General features: G+C 68.2%; 17 protein-coding genes. 2 read left to right on the forward strand and 15 right to left on the reverse strand.

Annotated elements, in window-relative coordinates:
• Positions 1-66: 66 nt before the first annotated feature.
• The 10 genes from truD to E2F46_RS07455 all read right to left on the reverse strand — a co-directional run bounded on the left by truD (position 67) and on the right by E2F46_RS07455 (position 7,985).
• Complete coding sequence (gene truD / locus E2F46_RS07410) at positions 67-1,146, reverse strand: tRNA pseudouridine(13) synthase TruD (RefSeq protein WP_133321592.1); 1,080 nt, start codon at positions 1,144-1,146, stop codon at positions 67-69.
• Positions 1,143-1,622, reverse strand: a complete 480-nt coding sequence (ispF, locus tag E2F46_RS07415; RefSeq protein WP_133321444.1) for a 2-C-methyl-D-erythritol 2,4-cyclodiphosphate synthase — start codon at positions 1,620-1,622, stop codon at positions 1,143-1,145. Before ispF ends, truD begins: the two co-directional genes overlap by 4 nt.
• Complete coding sequence (locus E2F46_RS07420; protein ID WP_133321445.1) at positions 1,619-2,089, reverse strand: hypothetical protein; 471 nt, start codon at positions 2,087-2,089, stop codon at positions 1,619-1,621. Before E2F46_RS07420 ends, ispF begins: the two co-directional genes overlap by 4 nt.
• The gene (gene ispD, locus E2F46_RS07425; protein WP_133321446.1) at positions 2,086-2,808 is read right to left on the reverse strand and encodes a 2-C-methyl-D-erythritol 4-phosphate cytidylyltransferase; all 723 of its coding nucleotides are present in this window, start codon (positions 2,806-2,808) and stop codon (positions 2,086-2,088) included. The genes E2F46_RS07420 and ispD overlap by 4 nt, the downstream gene beginning before the upstream one ends.
• A complete protein-coding gene (gene ftsB / locus E2F46_RS07430; RefSeq protein WP_133321447.1) occupies positions 2,801-3,133 on the reverse strand; it encodes a cell division protein FtsB in 333 nt (110 codons plus the stop codon). Before ftsB ends, ispD begins: the two co-directional genes overlap by 8 nt.
• 14 nt (positions 3,134-3,147) lie before the next feature.
• Positions 3,148-4,434: a phosphopyruvate hydratase gene (gene eno, locus E2F46_RS07435; protein ID WP_133321448.1), complete on the reverse strand. Its 1,287-nt coding sequence runs from the start codon at positions 4,432-4,434 to the stop codon at positions 3,148-3,150.
• A complete protein-coding gene (locus E2F46_RS07440; RefSeq protein ID WP_133321449.1) occupies positions 4,431-4,922 on the reverse strand; it encodes a hypothetical protein in 492 nt (163 codons plus the stop codon). The genes eno and E2F46_RS07440 overlap by 4 nt, the downstream gene beginning before the upstream one ends.
• The gene (gene kdsA / locus E2F46_RS07445; protein ID WP_133321450.1) at positions 4,919-5,752 is read right to left on the reverse strand and encodes a 3-deoxy-8-phosphooctulonate synthase; all 834 of its coding nucleotides are present in this window, start codon (positions 5,750-5,752) and stop codon (positions 4,919-4,921) included. Before kdsA ends, E2F46_RS07440 begins: the two co-directional genes overlap by 4 nt.
• 127 nt (positions 5,753-5,879) lie before the next feature.
• On the reverse strand, positions 5,880-7,577 hold the full coding sequence (pyrG, locus tag E2F46_RS07450; protein ID WP_133321451.1) for a CTP synthase: 1,698 nt from the start codon (positions 7,575-7,577) through the stop codon (positions 5,880-5,882).
• Positions 7,578-7,709: 132 nt separating this feature from the next.
• Complete coding sequence (locus tag E2F46_RS07455) at positions 7,710-7,985, reverse strand: hypothetical protein (RefSeq protein ID WP_133321452.1); 276 nt, start codon at positions 7,983-7,985, stop codon at positions 7,710-7,712.
• A 229-nt stretch (positions 7,986-8,214) separates the two neighbouring features.
• Here E2F46_RS07455 and parE point away from each other — a divergent pair, with 229 nt between their 5' ends.
• Positions 8,215-10,104 carry a DNA topoisomerase IV subunit B gene (gene parE, locus E2F46_RS07460; RefSeq protein WP_133321453.1) on the forward strand — a complete coding sequence of 630 codons (1,890 nt, stop codon included), beginning with the start codon at positions 8,215-8,217 and terminating at the stop codon, positions 10,102-10,104.
• Between the two features lie 2 nt (positions 10,105-10,106).
• A complete protein-coding gene (locus tag E2F46_RS07465; protein ID WP_133321454.1) occupies positions 10,107-10,646 on the forward strand; it encodes a DUF1697 domain-containing protein in 540 nt (179 codons plus the stop codon).
• 363 nt (positions 10,647-11,009) lie between these two features.
• Here E2F46_RS07465 and hutG read toward each other — a convergent pair whose 3' ends face one another.
• The 5 genes from hutG to E2F46_RS07490 form a co-directional block, all read right to left on the reverse strand.
• Complete coding sequence (hutG, locus tag E2F46_RS07470; protein ID WP_133321455.1) at positions 11,010-11,795, reverse strand: N-formylglutamate deformylase; 786 nt, start codon at positions 11,793-11,795, stop codon at positions 11,010-11,012.
• 128 nt (positions 11,796-11,923) lie between these two features.
• The gene (gorA, locus tag E2F46_RS07475) at positions 11,924-13,294 is read right to left on the reverse strand and encodes a glutathione-disulfide reductase (protein WP_133321456.1); all 1,371 of its coding nucleotides are present in this window, start codon (positions 13,292-13,294) and stop codon (positions 11,924-11,926) included.
• A complete protein-coding gene (locus E2F46_RS07480) occupies positions 13,291-14,547 on the reverse strand; it encodes an NAD(P)/FAD-dependent oxidoreductase (RefSeq protein WP_133321457.1) in 1,257 nt (418 codons plus the stop codon). The genes gorA and E2F46_RS07480 overlap by 4 nt, the downstream gene beginning before the upstream one ends.
• Before the next feature lie 72 nt (positions 14,548-14,619).
• The gene (locus E2F46_RS07485; protein ID WP_133321458.1) at positions 14,620-15,870 is read right to left on the reverse strand and encodes a DUF418 domain-containing protein; all 1,251 of its coding nucleotides are present in this window, start codon (positions 15,868-15,870) and stop codon (positions 14,620-14,622) included.
• A 76-nt stretch (positions 15,871-15,946) separates the two neighbouring features.
• Entirely contained in the window at positions 15,947-16,426 is a 480-nt protein-coding gene (locus tag E2F46_RS07490) for an FKBP-type peptidyl-prolyl cis-trans isomerase (protein ID WP_133321459.1), read from the reverse strand.
• Positions 16,427-16,466: the final 40 nt, after the last annotated feature.

The following is a 16,466-nucleotide window of genomic DNA, read 5'->3' on the forward strand; positions in this document are numbered from 1 at the left end:
CGCGGGGCGCGGGGCATCGGTTCAGGAGATACGCCTGTCCGGTTGCGGTTGCCAGTCCCGTCCGTCCTATTCCGACGAACGGCCGGATCCCGCCTTCTGGACGTCGACGACCATCCCCAGCTCCGCCAGCACCGTGGTGGCGTAGGCACCCGCAGGCAGTGAAAACGAAAGCCGCAGGCTCGCGTCGCCGGGAAGATCCCACGACAACGCCTGCGGTCGCAGGCGGGTGGCGCGGCGCTCCTGTCGCAATCGCGCCGCTTCCAGCCCGCGCGCCAGGGCCGGTCCGTCGCCCAGCGACACGACTTTGCGCTCCAGGGCGGCGCACGTGCCGGTGCTGCGCAGCTCGCCCTCGCCCCAAAGCGGCGCGGTGGGATGGATGTCGAAATCCGCCAGTCGTTGCGACAGCACGTCGTTCCAGGGTTCCGGGCCGAACACGCTGCGACTGCCGTCCAGCATCCAGGCCTCGCCCTCGAGCGGTGCGTCCCATGCGCCTGCGTCCACCCGGTGGGACAGCACGCGATTGAACAGTTCTGAACGTGCCGCGGACAGCAGCAGCGCGCGTTGCTCACGCTTGATGCGGCGACCGGCGAACATCGCCAGCGCCTGCGCGACGTTGTCGCCACTGCGGCCGAACCGCTGTTCGCCGAAGTAATTGGGGACGCCGCGCGCCGCGATCTCCGCCAGGCGCGTGGCGATGGCCGCTCGGTCGCCTTCCACGTCGCGCAACGTGAGCACGAACCGGTTACCGGCCAGCGCACCTTTCGGGAGCTTCCTCGCATGGCGCGTGGCGTCCATGACGACCAGCGATTCACCGGAGGCCGCGTCGTCGAAGGCCAGCGCCTCGAGCGGCGGCGTCGGCTTGCCCGGCAGGTGCACGCTGAAGCGCTGCGTCGTCACTGCGTGCCGGTCCTTCAGGCCGGCGTACCCGACCGCGACTTCAGCCACGCCGGCCCATTGCGCGATGCGGCGCGCGACGAACGCGGTGTTGAGGCCGCGCTTGCGGACGGTGAGCAGGGCGTGTTCGCCGTCACCCGATGCGGTGAAGGCGTCGATCTCCTCCACCACGAAGTCCTCCGCAAGCCGGCGCAACGTCGCCGACAGCACCGGCGCGCCGTGCGCCATCGGCCGACCCTTCGCCTCGCTCATCGCCGCGACAGCACGCACGCCGCCAGCGCAGCGATGCCTTCCTCGCGCCCGGTGAACCCGAGCCGTTCACTGGTGGTGGCCTTGACGCTGATGTCGTCGAGGCCGATGCCCAGGTCCGCCGCGATATTCGCGCGCATCGCAGCCGCGTGCGGCCCCACCTTCGGTCGCTCGCAGACCACGGTGACGTCGGCGTTGCCCACGCGCCAGCCGCGTTCGGCCAGCAAGGCATTACAGTGGCGCAGCAACATGCGGCTGTCGGCCCCCTTCCAGCGGTCGTCGGAGGGCGGGAAATGCACGCCGATGTCGCCCAGCGCCAGCGCGCCCAGCATCGCATCGCACAGCGCATGCAGCACCACGTCGCCGTCGCTGTGCGCCAGCACGCCGCGCGCGTGCGGCACGCGCACGCCGCCCAGCATGACATGGTCGCCGTCGCCGAAGGCGTGCACGTCGTAGCCCTGGCCGATGCGGACGGTCATCGCGCCTCCGGCCGGAAAGCTGCCTCGACCGCGTCCATGTCGATCAGCTCGACCATGCGCTCGGTCGCGGCAGCGACTTCCGGTGCGTCGAAGATCGCGCTGCCGGCCCGTTGGCCCAAGCGCTCGAACGCCACCTCGAACGCCTGCTGCAGGTCCGCCTGCTGCAGTGCGCGCAGCTGCACGGCGCAATCGACCGTCATCAACCGCTGGAACAGCGCCGCCATGCGCTCATCCACCTCCAGACCCTGCTGGCTGTCGACCCGCACCAGCCCACGCATCGACGGATGCTCGGCCATTGCGAGGAACAGCCATCGGGCAAGTACGGTGTCGTCCTTGGCCGAGGCCTTGGACGAGATGCAGGTGGCGAATGCTTCCCGGGCACCGCTTGCCTGCGCAAGGCCGGAAAGCCCCCCGCCCAGCATGAGCAGGACGATGAAGGGGATGCGGTGGCGTGCTGTCCGTGTCATGGCATGTCCAATGTGCGACTGCGCAGGAGGTAGTCGAAATACCGCAGGTCTGCGGGCGTGGTGATCTTGAGGTTGTCCTCGCGGCCCTCCACCAGCAGCGGGCGCATGCCCTGGCGCTCCATGGCCATGGCCTCGTCGGTGACGGCGATGCCGGCGTCGCGCGCCGCTTCCAGCGCGCGCGCCAGCTGCAGGCGACGGAACAGCTGCGGCGTGAGCGCGCGCCAGAGGCGTTCGCGCGGCTCGGTGCCATCGATGCCGCCGTCGTCGCCGGCACGCTTGAGGGTGTCGCGCACCGGCGCGGCCAGGATCGCGCCCACCGGATCGTCGCGGCCGCGCTCGACCAGTGCCGACAGGTCGGACGCCGCCAGGTTCGGGCGCGCGGCATCGTGCACCAGCACGAAGTCGTCGGGGCGCACCGCGTCCGGCAACGCCGCCAGGCCTGCCAGCACCGAATCGGCGCGCGCATCGCCGCCTTCGCAGCGCAACACCGGCTTGCCCGCGATGTCCTGCCAGCCCGGGAAATGCACGTCGTCCGCGGCCAGCACCACCACTGCGCCCGCCACACCCGGGTGCGAAAGCAACGCGCGCAAGGTATGCGCCAGCAGCGGCGCGCCCGCGACATCGACGTACTGCTTGGGCAGGTCGCTGCCGAAGCGGGCGCCCCGCCCTGCCGCCGGCACGATGGTCCACAGACCCGCGCGCGCCGGTTCGCTACTCATGGCCGCGACTCCGCGGCGCGTCCTCGCGTGATCCGTTGCCGCGTTCCTGGTCCACCACGCGGTAGAACGTCTCGCCGGGCTTGATCATGCCCAGCTCGCTGCGCGCGCGCTCCTCGATCGCCGCCTCGCCGGACTTCAGGTCGGCCACTTCGGCCGCGAGTGCCGCGTTGCGCTGCTCGAGCCCTTCGTTCTGCCGCCGCTGCTGGTCCACGCGCGCCTGCAACTCGGCGCCCTGCAGGTTGCCGCCGCCACCGAACCACAGCCGGTACTGGAGCGCCGCAAGCAGCGCCGCAAGCCCAAGCAGCAAGAGCAGCTTCCATCGCATCCGTGCGCGCCCTGTCAGCCCTTCAGCGACACGAAGGCATTGCGACCGGCGTACCGCGCCGCGCTGCCCAAGGCTTCCTCGATCCGCAGCAACTGGTTGTACTTGGCCACGCGGTCGCTGCGGCACAGCGAGCCGGTCTTGATCTGGGTTGCGGTGGTGGCAACGGCGATGTCGGCGATGGTGGTGTCCTCGGTTTCGCCGGACCGGTGCGACACGACGGACGCATAGCCCGCGGCATCGGCCATGGCGATCGCTTCCAGCGTCTCGGTCAGCGTGCCGATCTGGTTGACCTTGATCAGGATGGCGTTCGCGGTGCCGCTGTCGATGCCCTCCTTGAAGATCTTCGGGTTGGTCACGAACAGGTCGTCGCCGACCAGCTGCACCTTGCTGCCGACGCGCTGGGTCAACTGCTTCCAGCCGGCCCAATCGTCCTCGGCCATGCCGTCCTCGATGCTGACGATCGGGTACTGCGCCGCCCAGTCGGCCAGGAAGTCCACGAACTGTTCGCTGGACAGGCGCTTGCCCTCGCCGACCAGGTGGTACTTGCCGTTGTCGTGGAACTCGCTGGACGCCACGTCCAGGCCCAGCAGCACGTCATCGCCGGCGGCGTAACCGGCCTTGCCGATGGCCTCGAGGATGGTGTCGAGCGCTTCGACATTGCTGCGGAAATCGGGGGCGAAGCCGCCCTCGTCGCCCACCGCCGTGCTCAGCCCATGGCCCTTCAACACCGACTTGAGCGCGTGGAAGATCTCGGTGCCGGCGCGCAGCGACTCGGAGAACGAGTCGAAGCCGACCGGCAGCACCATGAATTCCTGGAAATCGACGTTGTTGTCGGCGTGCGCACCGCCGTTGATGATGTTCATCATCGGCACCGGCAGCACCGGCGCCCGATCGCCGGCCAGCAGCTTCCACAGCGGCACCTTCTTCGACGCGGCCAGCGCATGCGCGTTCGCCATCGACACGGCCAACAGCGCGTTCGCGCCCAGGCGGCCCTTGTTCTCGGTACCGTCGAGATCGATCAGGCGCTTGTCCAGCCCGGCCTGGTCATTGGCATCGAACCCGGCCAGCGTTTCGGCGATGGTGCCATTGACGTTGGCCACGGCCCGGGTGACGCCCTTGCCGAGGTAACGGGTCTTGTCGCCGTCGCGCAGCTCCACCGCTTCCTTGGCGCCCGTGGAGGCACCGGAGGGCACGGCGGCACGACCGAACGAGCCATCGGCCAGCGTGATTTCGGCTTCGAGGGTGGGGTTGCCGCGGGAGTCGAGGATTTCGCGGGCGTGGATCTTGGCGATTGTGGTCATGGCTGCTCTGATTTGAACTTGCGGAGACGATCGATGGTAAGGGAAGCGTTGGCGTCGTTTCGCAGATGGGCCGAATCGACACCCGGGAAACGCCTTGGCGGGGTTTCATCCGAAACCCACACATACAACACGACGTGGTCTCCCTCGGCTAGCTCCCACAGGATCCGGGAATCACAAGACGTCGAGAAATCACGATGCCGTGTCTGGACCACTTCTCCCGACGAAGGGGGCGAACCACGAAACGACTCGATGAGGCGATACCCGGCCACCACGCCTTCGCGATCTTCGCCGACATCGAAAGTACGGAGCGTTTCGATCTGCGCGTGGAAAATCTCGCTGTACGACAACTCGAGTCCATAGGGGCGATCGAATATCCGGGCGCAAGCCAACGCGGCGCCCGGGAACGATGCGGCCAGTACCAGCAGGGCCGCGGCCCAACCATGGGCTTGGATCAGGCGGGCCGGAAGCGGGTCCGCATCGATCTTCAAATCCCTGCCTCCAGGAACCCGCCCTGCTTGGTGACGCGATCCAGCGCCAGCATCGTCTCCAGCAGCGCTTCCATCCTGTCGAGCGGCCAAGCATTGGGGCCGTCGGACAAGGCGTTGGCCGGATCGGGATGCGTCTCCATGAACACGCCGGCCACGCCGACCGCCACCGCAGCACGCGCCAGCACCGGCACGAATTCGCGCTGGCCGCCGCTGGAGGTGCCCTGCCCGCCCGGCAGCTGCACCGAATGGGTGGCGTCGAACACCACCGGGCAGCCGGTGTCGCGCATCACGCTGAGGCTGCGCATGTCGGAGACCAGGTTGTTGTAGCCGAAGCTGGCGCCGCGCTCGCAGACCATGATCTGGTCGTTGCCGGTGGACTTCGCCTTCTCCACCACCGGCTTCATGTCCCACGGCGACAGGAACTGGCCCTTCTTGATGTTGACCGGCTTGCCGGCGCTGCAGACCTTTTTGATGAAATCGGTCTGGCGCACCAGGAAGGCCGGCGTCTGCAGCACGTCCACCACCGCCGCGACTTCGTCCATCGGCGTGTATTCGTGCACGTCCGTCAGCACCGGTACGCCGATCTGGCGCTTCACCTCGGCCAGCACGCGCAGGCCTTCCTCCATCCCGGGGCCGCGGAAGCTGGTGCCCGAGGTGCGGTTGGCCTTGTCGAAGCTGGACTTGAAGATGAAGTTGATCCCGAGCCTGCCGGTGATTTCTTTCAGCTTCCCTGCCACGTCGACCTGCAACTGTTCGCTTTCGATCACGCAGGGCCCGGCGATCAGGAAGAACGGCTGGTCGAGGCCGACGTCGAATCCACAGAGTTTCATCACTTGTACTCCTCCATCCGCGTGCGGGTGGACGTCGGAACAGGCGAATCCGAACGACGAAGCTGCGTTCGCCCCCACCCCGGCCCTCCCCCGCGTGCGGGGGAGGCAGCAACGTCGGCAATGCGCATCATGCGGATGCCTCCTTGAGCAGCTTGCCACCGGCAACGCCATGGTTCGCCTTGCGCTCGCGCGCGGCGCGCACGAAGCCGACGAACAGCGGATGGCCTCCACGCGGCGTGGACAGGAACTCGGGATGCGCCTGGCAGGCGATGAACCACGGATGGTCCGGCAGCTCGATCATCTCCACCAGCAGGTCGTCCATCGACTTGGCCGAGATCACCAGTCCGGCGTCTTCCAGCTGCGTGCGGTACCGGTTGTTGAACTCGTAGCGGTGGCGGTGGCGCTCGCCCACCACGTCCTTGCCATAGATCTCCCGCGCCCGGGTGCCCGGCTTCAACCGCTGCTCCTGCAGGCCCAGGCGCATGGTGCCGCCCAGGTCGGAGCGCTCGTCGCGCTTCTCGATCTCGCCGGTCTGCGTGCGCCACTCGGTGATCAGGCCGATCACCGGGTGCGGCGACTGCTTGTCGTTCTCGGTGCTGTTGGCACCGGCGAGGCCCGCGACATGGCGCGCCATGTCCACCACCGCCGCCTGCATGCCGTAACAGATGCCGAAATACGGGATGCCGTGCTCGCGTGCATGTTTCGCGACCAGCACCTTGCCCTCGAAGCCGCGGTCGCCGAAGCCGCCGGGCACGAGGATGCCGTCCACCTTGCCCAGCGCCGCCTCCGCACCTTCGCGCTCGATGTCCTGCGACTCGATCCATTTGAGGTTGACGCGCGTGCGCTGGCGGATGCCGCCGTGCTTGAGCGCCTCGCCCACGGACTTGTAGGCATCCTTGTGGTCGACGTACTTGCCGACCACCGCGATGGTGACCTCGTCGATCGGATGCTCCACCGCATCCACCACCGCCTGCCATTCCGACAGGTCGGCCATGGGCGCGGCCTTGCCGCCCAGCGCCAGCCGCTCGACCACGATCTGGTCCAAGCCCTGCGCGTGCAGCCACATCGGGATCTTGTGGATGTTGTCCAGGTCTACCGCCGAGATGACCGCTTTTTCCGGCACGTTGGTGAACGAGGCGATCTTGCGCCGTTCGCCGTCGGGCAGCGGCTGCTCGCTGCGGCACAGCAGCACGTCGGGCTGGATGCCGATCGAGCGCAGTTCCTTGACCGAGTGCTGGGTGGGCTTGGTCTTGAGCTCGCCGGCGGCGGCGATGAACGGCACCAGGGTCAGGTGCATGAACATGGCCTTGTCCGCACCGCGGTCGGTGCGCAACTGGCGGATCGCCTCGAGGAACGGCAGCGATTCGATGTCGCCCACCGTGCCGCCAACCTCCACCAGCGCCACGTCGAAACCGGCCGTGGCCTCGTCGACCCGGCGCTTGATCTCGTCGGTGATGTGCGGGATGACCTGCACGGTTGCGCCCAGGTAATCCCCGCGGCGCTCCTTGCGGATCACCGATTCGTAGATCTTGCCGGTGGTGATGGAGTTGGCGCCGGACAGGCGCACGTTGATGAAGCGCTCGTAGTGGCCGAGGTCGAGGTCGGTCTCGGCACCGTCATCGGTGACGTACACCTCGCCGTGCTGGAACGGGCTCATGGTGCCCGGATCGACGTTGATGTACGGATCCAGCTTCATCATCGTCACCTTGAGGCCACGGGCCTCGAGGATCGCGGCCAACGAGGCCGCGGCAATGCCCTTGCCGAGCGAGGACACCACGCCGCCGGTGACGAAAACGAGCGGCGTGACGGGACTGGGGGAAGTCATGGGAAGCACCCGCTGGAAAGCCCCATTCTACAGGCTCGGCCCGGCACCCGCCTCCCCCTGCACGCGCCGAGGGGCGCCCGAAACACGAACGCCCCGGCGGGCCGGGGCGTTCCCAAGCGGCTCCGGCGGCGATCAGCGCGGATCGTCGGCGTCGTCCGCAGCGGTCTCGGCTTCGGCAGCGGCGGTCTCGGCATCCGATGCATCGGCCTCGGCGGACTCGGCGGCCGCATCCGCGGCGGCGGCGGCGGCTTCCGCCTGCTGCGCGGCCTGCTCCGCAGCCTGCGCCGATTGCTCGGCCTCTTGCGCCGCCTGCTCGGTGGCATGGGCCTGGGCATCCTGCGCGAAGGCGGCCGGCGCGGCGAACACGGTGGAGAGAAGAGCGGTTGCGAGCATGTGGCGTACTTTCATGTGGGAACTCCGGATCGACTGGACAGGGATGGATCGTCAGGCAGGGGATGGCCGCAATGGCGACGATCCGGACTTTAGCCAGCCAGGCTTCGTGAAGTCGCCGCTTGCCCTTCACCGGGTTTGCACGCGCACTTAACATGGCGACCCCGCGCCAGCGACCCACGACCGGTCATTGGCGACCATCCGACTGCGGCTACCATGTGCCGCCCCCGAGATACCGCGATCCCTGATGAGCTCACGCTACAACGCCGCCGATATCGAAGTCCTGTCCGGGCTGGACCCGGTCAAGCGCCGCCCCGGCATGTACACCGACACCACGCGCCCGAACCACCTGGCGCAGGAGGTGATCGACAACGCGGTGGACGAGGCCCTGGCCGGCCATGCACGCGAGATCGCGGTCACCCTGTTCAAGGACGGCAGCTGCGAGGTGTCCGACGACGGTCGCGGCATGCCGGTCGACATCCACCCGGAGGAAAAGATCCCCGGCGTCGAGCTGATCCTCACCCGCCTGCACGCGGGCGGCAAGTTCAGCAACAAGAACTACACCTTCAGTGGCGGCCTGCACGGCGTAGGCGTGAGCGTGGTCAATGCGCTGTCGACCCTGGTCGAAGTACACATCAAGCGGGACGGCAACGAGCATCGCATCACCTTCCGCGACGGCGACCGCGCCTCGGCGCTGGAAGTGGTCGGCAACGTCGGCAAGAAGAACACCGGGACCCGCGTGCGCTTCTGGGCCGACCCGAAGTACTTCGACAGCCCGAAGTTCAGCGTGCGCGCCCTGCGCCACCTGCTGCGCGCCAAGGCCGTGCTGTGCCCGGGCCTGACCGTCACCCTGTTCGACGAGGCCAGCGGCGAACGCGACCAGTGGCTGTTCGAGGATGGCCTGCGTGATTACCTCAAGGGCGAACTCGCGGGGCGCGAACTGCTGCCGCCGGACCTGTTCGTCGGCGCGCTGAAGAAGGACACCGAGACCGTCGACTGGGCGGTCGCCTGGGTGGTCGAGGGCGACCTGGTGCAGGAAAGCTACGTCAACCTGATCCCCACCGCGCAGCACGGCACCCACGTCAACGGCCTGCGCACCGGCTTCACCGATGCGCTGCGCGAGTTCTGCGATTTCCGCAACCTGCTGCCTCGCGGCGTGAAACTGGCGCCGGAGGACGTGTGGGACCGGGTGTCGTTCGTGCTGTCGATGAAGATGACCGACCCGCAGTTCAGCGGCCAGACCAAGGAGCGGCTGAGCTCGCGCCAGGCCGCCGGTTTCGTGGAGGGCGCCGCGCACGACGCCTTCAGCCTGTGGCTCAACACCCACACCGAGTTCGGCGAGAAGATCGCGCAGCTGGCGATCGAACGCGCCAGCGCGCGGCTGAAGACCGAGAAGCAGATCGTCCGCAAGAAGGTCACCCAGGGCCCCGCCCTGCCCGGCAAGCTGGCCGACTGCATCAGCCAGGACCTGTCCCGCACCGAACTGTTCCTGGTCGAGGGCGATTCGGCCGGCGGCAGCGCCAAGCAGGCGCGCGACAAGGATTTCCAGGCCATCCTGCCGCTGCGCGGCAAGATCCTCAACACCTGGGAAGTGGCCTCGGGCGGCGTGCTCGCCTCCAACGAAGTGCACGACCTGGCGGTGGCCATCGGCTGCGACCCGGGCAAGGACGACATCAGCGGGCTGCGCTACGGCAAGGTCGTGATCCTCGCCGACGCCGACTCCGACGGCCTGCACATCGCCACCCTGCTGTGTGCACTGTTCTTGCGCCATTTCCCGGCATTGGTGCGTGCCGGCAACATCTTCGTCGCCATGCCGCCGCTGTTCCGGGTGGACGTGGGCAAGCAGGTGTTCTACGCACTGGACGAGGAAGAGAAGCGGCTATTGCTCGAAAAAATCGAGCGCGAGAAACTCAAGGGCGCGATCAATGTCACCCGTTTCAAGGGTCTCGGCGAGATGAACCCGTCGCAGCTGCGCGAATCCACCATCCATCCCGACACGCGGCGGCTGGTGCAGCTGACCATCGACGACGACATGGAAACCCGCGGCCTGATGGACATGCTGCTGGCGAAGAAGCGGGCGGGCGACCGCAAGGCGTGGCTGGAACAGAAGGGCGACCTGGCTACTCTGGAAGTCTGAACATGGCGATCCAGGTCGCCCTGTTCCGCGGGATCAACGTCGGCAAGGCCAAGCGCATCGCCATGGTCGAACTGAAGGCGCTGTTCGGCACGCTGGGCTTCAGCGACGTGCGTACCCTGCTCAACAGCGGGAACGTGGTGTTCGAGGCCGGGCGCAGCCCGCCTGCCGTGAACGCGAAGCGGATCGCCGCCGCGCTCGAAAGGCAAGCCGGTTTTTCGGCGAACACGCTGGTGCTCGACGTGGCGACGCTGCGCGCGGCGGTCGAAGGCAACCCGTTTGCCGGCTGCATCGACGATCCATCGCGCATGCTCGTCGGCTTCTATCTGGCTGCCGACACCACGCCCTTCGAATCGCTGCACCTTGAATCGCGCGACGGCAACTTTGCCGCGGGCGAGCATGCCTGCTACCTCTGGTGCCCCGACGGCATCCTCGAAAGCCCGATCGGAGAAACCCTGGCCAGCGCGGGATTCCGCGACCGCGTCACCACCCGCAACTGGACGACGACACTGAAGCTGTTGGCGCTGGTTGACGCATACCACTGAGCCGGCCGTCCGACCTGCCATGTCGGGTCCAGGCAATGCCGGTTCGAAGCGAGAACGCTCCGCCCATGCACGGGCGGATAACCTTTTTTGCTGGCACGCTGCGTAGCGAACGGCGCAGCCGGTCAAGAAGGTAGCCAAAGAAATGCCTGTCCCCGACGGAGCTGACGTTTCGGGCTGGGCTCGACGGGATTCTTCGACCGCACTTCCGGCTTCGCTGTTCGCACGCGCTTCGCGCAGGCAGTGGGCCAGCAAAAGAAATGAACCCGCCGAAGGCGGAAGCTCTTGAGCTTCCCCCTGTTCGATGCGATCGAAGGCACAAGGCCACGTGATCCCCGCTTCCGCAGACATAACGCCACCAACAGCTCAGTCGATCGGACTCGACGCCGCCGCGAGCAGCGCGCGGATCATCTGCCCCGCCTCGCCTGCCTTCGCCTCGTCGTACCCGAAGCTGTCTTCGTCCATGTAGATCCGCTGGCTGATTTCCAGCTGCACGGCATCGATGCCGTTCGCGGGGTCGCCGTAATGACGGGTGATGTGACCGCCCTTGAAGCGGCCGTTGTGGACCCAACCGTACCGCGATTGCGACGACAGCACGCCTTCCAGCCGCGACTGCAACGCGGGCGAGCAGCTGACGCCATTGGCGGTGCCGAGATTCAGATCAGGCAGGCGGCCGTCGAACAGGAACGGCAGGTCACCCTTGATGGAGTGGCCTTCCCACAGCACCACGCGCCCATGCGCGGCGCGAAGCCGGTCGAGTTCGGCGCGCAGCGCCGTGTGGTACGGCCGCCAGTACGTCTCGACCCGCGCACGCACCTCGTCTTCCGAAGGTTCCTGGCCAGGCAGGTACACCGGCTCGCCGCTGAAGCGCACCACCGGGCACAGGCCGGTGGTGTTCTGGCCGGGGTACAGCGACACATCGTCCTCGGAGCGATTCAGGTCCACCACGTAGCGCGAGAACCGCGGCACGATCATCGAGGCGCCCATCGACTTGGCGAAGGCATAGAGCGTCGACAGGTGCCAGTCGGTATCCGGCACCCGCCGCGCTTCCGGTGTCAGCCGTGCGGCGATGTCGTCGGGAACGCGGGTGCCGTCGTGGGCGACGCTGACCAGTAGCGGCGCGGTGCCGCGATGCAGGGTGAAGGTATCCATGGCGGCATTGTAGGCCCGGCCCTGGATTCGATCCGGGGTGGCCTGGAACTGCCATCGTCCACGCCTGTCGATGGCCGATCCTGTCCGCTGCCGCGCGAACGATCCGCGATGGCGCGCCAGGGCCCGCCCTATCGCATCAACACCAGCTCTTCGGCGCTGGTGGGGTGGATCGCGACCGTGTCGTGCAGGTCGTCCAGGGTGATGCCCTTCTTCATGGCCACCGCGAACCCTTGCAGGATTTCGTCGGCACCCTCGCCCAGCAGGTGGATGCCCACCACCCGGCGCGCCTCGCCCACGCAGACCAGCTTGAACAGGCTGCGCACGGGCCGGTCGGCCAGCGCATGCGCCATCGGCCGGAAATCGACGCGGTACGCATGCACCGCGCCGTCGCCATGGCGGGCGCGCGCCTGGGCCTCGGTCAGGCCCACCGCGCCCAGCGGCGGATGCGCGAAGACCACGGTGGGGATGCCCTCGTAATCCAGCCGCGCGTCCGCCTGGCCGCCGAACACGCGATCCATCGCCTTGCGCGCCGCGGCGATGGCGACCGGCGTCAAGGTCGCCTTGCCGGTCACGTCGCCCACGGCACTGACGTGGTCCAGAGACGCGCGTTGTTGCGCGTCGACCACGACGTTGCAATCACCATCGAGTTCGATGCCGGCGTCTTCCAGCCCGAGTCCGGCGGTGTTGGCCTGCCGGCCCACCGCCGAGATCACCACGTCGTAGGCATCGCTGTGTGCGCCGGCCTGGTCATGCAACCGGAGTCGTTCGCCGTCACGCTCGATCGCGGCCAGCCGATAGCCGAAGGCCAGATGCACGCCCTGCTGCCGGTAGTTTTCCGCCAGCTGCACCGCCAGCTCGTCGTCGGCATGGCTGAGCAGGCGCTCGCTGCGCGCGAACAGGTCGACGCGACTACCCAGGGCCTGCAGCACGCCGGCCAGTTCGACCGCGATGTAGCCGCCGCCGATCATCGCCACCCGCCCGGGCGGATCGCACAAGTCGAAGAAGTCATCGGACGACCACGCCAGCTCGCCACCCGGGATGCCCAGCGCGCGCGGCCGTGCGCCCGTGGCCAGCAGGATATGGCCGGCGCGCAGGCGGGTACCGTCCTCGCACGCCACCGTGTGCGCGTCGTCCAGCCGTCCGCGCGATGGCATCAGCACGATGCCGGCCTCGTCCAGGCGCTTGCGATAGCTGCCGTGGATGCCGTGGATGTAGCGCTGGCGATCGGCGATGAAACCGGCCCAGTCGAAACCCGGCGACGGCGGCACGTCGAACCCCAGCCGCGACGCCAGCGCGATGCGGTCCGCAAGCTCCGACGCGATCCACATCGCCTTCTTCGGCACGCAGCCGACGTTGACGCAGGTGCCGCCCAGCTCACCCGGCTCCAGCAGCGCCACGCGCGCCCCGTGCTGCGCGGCACGGAACGCACCGGCGAGACCGCCGCTGCCGCCGCCCAGCACGACGAGGTCGAAGTCGAGGTCGGCGCCTGCGGTGCTCATGCGAAACGCGACGGTGCGTAGGGCGCGGGATCGATGTGCGTTTCGTCGCCCGTCATCAACTCCGCGACCAGGCGCCCGGTCGCCGGGCTCATGCTGACGCCCAGCATGCCGTGGCCGGTCGCCAGCCACACCTGGCCCAGGCCGGGCGCGGGGCCGATGATGGGCGTGTCGTCCCACGACAGCGGACGCCAGCCGTACCACTCTTCCTGCTTGTCGGCGCCGACGGGCTCGTGCAGGTACTCGGCGGACGCGCGCTCCAGCGCAGCGAGCCTGCGCCGGTTGAGCGTGGCGTCGTACCCGGAGAACTCCATCGTACTGCCGAGCCGGAAGCCGTCTTCCCACACCGTCACGCAGACCTTGCGTTCGTGCAGCGTCAACGGCCGCTTCGGTGCAAGCCCCGGGCGCGAGTAGGTGATCGAATAGCCCTTGCCCGGCTGGATGGCGTTGCGCAGCCAGCGCATGCCCAGCGCCTTGGCCATCAGCGGCGACCACGCACCCGCGGCCAGCAGCACGTCGCGTGCATCCCGCGCACCGTCCGCCGTGGTCACGCGCATGCCATCGCCATGCGCGGTGAGCACGCGCGCCTCGTTGTGTTCCTCGATGGTGCCGCCGCGCTCGCGCACGGCACGGGCCAGTTCGGCCACGTAGCGATCCGGCCGCAGGTGCGCATCGCCCGGATAGCGCACCGCGCCGACGATCCCCTCGCGCAGCGCCGGTTCCTGCCGGTGGTACTCGGCGGCATCGATCACTTCCGAGGCCACGCCCAGCTCCGCCAGCGCCGGCAGCTGCGCGACGTAGGCGTCCATTTCGCGCGCATCGCGGAACACGGTATCGGCGCCGCCTTCTGAGAACCGGCAGTCGAAGCCATAGCGCTGCATCCACTCGGGGAAGGCGGTGCGCGAGGCATTGAGGATCGCGGCGCGCGCCTGTGCCGCACGCTGCCAGTCGCGTGTGTTGCAGCGGCGGGCGAACTGCATCATCCACTGCCACAACGCAGGGTCGGCGGAGGGCTTGACGTAGAACGGCGCGTCCGGCGTCAGCATCCAGCCCATCGCCTTGGTGATCATGCCCGGCGCATACAGCGGGCCGGCATGGCTGGGCGTGAGCGTGCCGCAATTGCCATGGGAGCTGCCGCCGCCGATGCGGCCGGCGTCGACGAGATGAACGCTGCGTCCGCGCTCGAGCAGCGCAAGCGCACTGGCCAGGCCGACGACGCCGGCGCCGACGACGATCACATCACTACGTGGGGTCATGCCGAGAGTGTAGCCATTCAACGCGTGGTTTCATCGTGCACGCCACCGCCAGCGCAACGGCGCGCCACCCGTTCAGCCCATCCGCATCGGCGGACGACGGCCATAGGTCAACCATCGCCACAACCACTCGGCAGGGCCGAAGCGGAAGCGCGCCAGCCACCAGTGGCTCGCCGCCACCTGCAGCGCGAAGAACGCGAATACCAGCAACGGCTGCCAGGCCCGCGGCAGCTGTTCGAAGTAGCCCAGCCCGTAGCCGTAGAAGATCCACGTCATCGCCAGCGACTGCAGCAGGTAGTGGGTCAGCGCCATCCGGCCGGCGGGCGCCAGCCAGGCCAGCAACCCGGCGAAGGGCGAACCCTGCAGCGCGCGCAGGATCCACGCCAGGTAACCCAGCATCATCATCGCGCCACCCAGCATCTGCATGGCGTGTGCGCCCATGGCGCGGGCATCCATCCGCGCGAAGTCCATCGTCGGCTCCAGCCGCCACGCGACCAGGGTCAGCAACACGCCGATCGGGAACACCACCCAGCGCAGGCGGGCAAGGACCCGTGCGTATTCGTGCGGGCGCGCGACCGCACCGCTGCGCGCGAACCACGCGCCGACCAGGAACAGGCCCAGGATGAACGCGCCGAACATCGGCAGCATCTCCATCATCACGCCGAAGTCCCGGAGTCGCTGCGCGGTCGCCTCGGCGTAGCTGCCACTGCCGTAGGCCACGCGTTCGGCCTCGATCAGCGCCGCGATCTTGTCCCCTTGCGCGTCCATCGCCGCCTGGAACTCCGCGGCGCTGTCCGGCTGCATCTGCGCCATCGAGCCGGCGAGCCCACCGGCCAGCATCAATACGCAAGGCAACAGCACGAACGCAACGCCCCATTTGGGCAGGCGCGAGACGGGCGTGCGCCGGAACAACAGCAGCATCAGCAGCCCCAGCAACGCGTAGGTCACCAGGATGTCGCCCGACCAGACCAGCCACGCATGGGCCAGGCCGATCGCCAGCAGGGCCAGCACACGCCGCAGGTAGGTGCCGAAGAACGGCCTGCCGGCGTCCGTGGCCCGCATCAGGATGACCGCGAAGCCCATGCCGAACAGCAGCGAGAACAGCGGGAAGAACTTGCCCTGCACGAACAGGTAGATCAGCGTGTCGACGGTATGGTCGGCGCCGGTCAGCGCCGGATCGACGCCGCTCAGCGAGGCGAACAGCGGCCCGACCATGCCCTCGATGTTCATCAACAGGATGCCGAGCAGCGCGAACCCGCGCAGCACGTCCATGGACTGGATGCGGTCGTCCGCACCCACGGGGCTCAATGCTGCGGAATCGTTCATGCGTGCCGGGCCTCCCCGCCCTGGATGGGTCCGCAGCCGCATGGCCCTCGCCACGCGACCACGGCAGTGCGATGGCTCAGTGCTGGTGGCCGCCTTCGCCGTGCACGTGGCCGTGTTCGATCTCTTCCGGCTGCGCCTCGCGCACGTCGACGATCTCGATGTCGAAATGCAGGTCCTTGCCGGCCATCGGGTGGTTGAGGTCCACGTCGACCACGCTCATGCCCACCTTCTCCACGGTCACCGCGCGCGGGCCGAAGTTGGTATTCAGTACCACCTGCATGCCCGGCGCCAGCTTCTGCTCGCCGAAATGCTTCTTGGGCACGCGCTGGGTCAAGCCATCGCGACGCTCGCCATAGGCCTCGGCCGCCGCGACGTCGGCGGCGAATCGCTCGCCGGCCTCGCGACCCTCCATCGCCTTCTCCAGCCCCGGAATGATGTTGCCGTGGCCGAACAGGATCGCCAGCGGCTCGCGGTCCTTCGAGGACTCGATGGCCTCCTGGCCGGCTTCGGCGACGCTGTAGTGGAAACGGACGACGTGGTCTTTTGCGATTTTCATGGGTGATCCGGAAGACGGCGGCCGCGGCCGCTTGAGGGAA

It is taken from the genome of Luteimonas aestuarii (assembly GCF_004357985.1).
GTDB classification, from domain to species: Bacteria; Pseudomonadota; Gammaproteobacteria; order Xanthomonadales; family Xanthomonadaceae; genus Luteimonas; species Luteimonas aestuarii.

What these genes read in the sequence shown, in the direction of transcription:
- truD (WP_133321592.1), bottom strand. Translation starts at nt 1,146, where the DNA reads ATGAGCGAGGCGAAGGGTCGGCCGATGGCGCACGGCGCGCCGGTGCTG.
- ispF (WP_133321444.1), bottom strand. Translation starts at nt 1,622, where the DNA reads ATGACCGTCCGCATCGGCCAGGGCTACGACGTGCACGCCTTCGGCGAC.
- E2F46_RS07420 (WP_133321445.1), bottom strand. Translation starts at nt 2,089, where the DNA reads ATGACACGGACAGCACGCCACCGCATCCCCTTCATCGTCCTGCTCATG.
- ispD (WP_133321446.1), bottom strand. Translation starts at nt 2,808, where the DNA reads ATGAGTAGCGAACCGGCGCGCGCGGGTCTGTGGACCATCGTGCCGGCG.
- ftsB (WP_133321447.1), bottom strand. Translation starts at nt 3,133, where the DNA reads ATGCGATGGAAGCTGCTCTTGCTGCTTGGGCTTGCGGCGCTGCTTGCG.
- eno (WP_133321448.1), bottom strand. Translation starts at nt 4,434, where the DNA reads ATGACCACAATCGCCAAGATCCACGCCCGCGAAATCCTCGACTCCCGC.
- kdsA (WP_133321450.1), bottom strand. Translation starts at nt 5,752, where the DNA reads ATGAAACTCTGTGGATTCGACGTCGGCCTCGACCAGCCGTTCTTCCTG.
- pyrG (WP_133321451.1), bottom strand. Translation starts at nt 7,577, where the DNA reads ATGACTTCCCCCAGTCCCGTCACGCCGCTCGTTTTCGTCACCGGCGGC.
- E2F46_RS07455 (WP_133321452.1), bottom strand. Translation starts at nt 7,985, where the DNA reads ATGAAAGTACGCCACATGCTCGCAACCGCTCTTCTCTCCACCGTGTTC.
- parE (WP_133321453.1), top strand. Translation starts at nt 8,215, where the DNA reads ATGAGCTCACGCTACAACGCCGCCGATATCGAAGTCCTGTCCGGGCTG.
- E2F46_RS07465 (WP_133321454.1), top strand. Translation starts at nt 10,107, where the DNA reads ATGGCGATCCAGGTCGCCCTGTTCCGCGGGATCAACGTCGGCAAGGCC.
- hutG (WP_133321455.1), bottom strand. Translation starts at nt 11,795, where the DNA reads ATGGATACCTTCACCCTGCATCGCGGCACCGCGCCGCTACTGGTCAGC.
- gorA (WP_133321456.1), bottom strand. Translation starts at nt 13,294, where the DNA reads ATGAGCACCGCAGGCGCCGACCTCGACTTCGACCTCGTCGTGCTGGGC.
- E2F46_RS07480 (WP_133321457.1), bottom strand. Translation starts at nt 14,547, where the DNA reads ATGACCCCACGTAGTGATGTGATCGTCGTCGGCGCCGGCGTCGTCGGC.
- E2F46_RS07485 (WP_133321458.1), bottom strand. Translation starts at nt 15,870, where the DNA reads ATGAACGATTCCGCAGCATTGAGCCCCGTGGGTGCGGACGACCGCATC.
- E2F46_RS07490 (WP_133321459.1), bottom strand. Translation starts at nt 16,426, where the DNA reads ATGAAAATCGCAAAAGACCACGTCGTCCGTTTCCACTACAGCGTCGCC.